This window comes from Treponema sp. R80B11-R83G3, assembly GCF_054786115.1.
Window position 1 is genome coordinate 1 of the sequence record NZ_BDHF01000271.1, and the last position, 1,044, is coordinate 1,044.

Annotated in this window: 1 protein-coding gene and 1 pseudogene; one reads left to right on the forward strand and one right to left on the reverse strand. The window is 34.9% G+C overall.

What is annotated here, in order from left to right; all coding sequences use genetic code 11:
• Positions 1–124: 124 nt before the first annotated feature.
• Positions 125–604 (forward strand): annotated as a pseudogene (locus ACYVRH_RS13245) (leucine-rich repeat domain-containing protein); the annotation flags it as partial.
• Between the two features lie 210 nt (positions 605–814).
• On the opposite strand, the gene ACYVRH_RS13250 reads toward ACYVRH_RS13245, so the two are convergent.
• Positions 815–1,044: type II toxin-antitoxin system RelE/ParE family toxin (locus ACYVRH_RS13250; protein ID WP_461257367.1), on the reverse strand; the 230-nt coding region annotated here is incomplete at its 5' end.

Here is a 1,044-nt window from a genome sequence, read left to right on the forward strand (position 1 = left end):
ATTATGAGTAATTAAAAATAATTATGAGGAAAGTAGTTGACTTAATTCGTTATCTGATATAGACTTATGAGTAATAAAGCGTACTTGTGAGTAGGCATTAGAAAACTGTAACACTGTACCGGATAGTGTTACAAGCATTGGGGATCATGCTTTTTACATGTGTAGAAATCTTGCTAATTTAATAATACCCAATAGCGTTACCAGCATAGGAGTTGGAGCTTTTTCCAATTGCAGGGACAGCCTCGTCAGTATCACCGTACCCGATAGCGTTACTAATATAGGACATAGCGCTTTTTACTATTGTACGCAGCTTATCAATATCACAATACCTGATGGTGTTCCCTCTATTGGTGATAATACTTTTGACGGGTGTATGAGCCTTAAAAGTATAACTATAGGGAAGGGAGTTACTTCTATCGGGCGTAATGCTTTTTTAAATTGTAGTAACCTCATAAGTATAACATTTGATGGGGCAATCCCTGAATCTGGTCTTTCAGTTTATGCTTCATTCCCTGGCGACTTACGGGAAAAGTATTTAGCCGGAGGCATAGGAACATATAAAACGACAAATCCAGGGGATTATTCGGTGTGGATGAAACAATAGAAGGACAGCGCGATGTACCTGCCCCTCTTTGTGTCCTTCTCTTCCTTTGTGCTCTTAGTGTGAAATCTTTTAGATTAAAATTTTTCAAGAGACTATAATTTAAATGCCCCCAATAACCACAAAAAATACTCAAACCCGGTAACGGCGCTCATTAGCGGTATTATAGATAATTTTTAACCGCATACCCATTATGTGCAATTTTTGCGTACATTATATCTCATTTTCCCTTAAAATTATTTTCTTTAATAACAAATCTTCTAAATTTCTTCTTCCGTCTGTTACCAGCATTATATATACATAATTATTTTCAATTTTATATATTATCCGCCAATATTCAACTATTATTTCTCTATAAATTAAATATCCGTATTTTTCCAATTCCGGAACAATTCTATACCGTTCGGGAAACATATCCAATTTTTTAACATTCTTTTCTATAC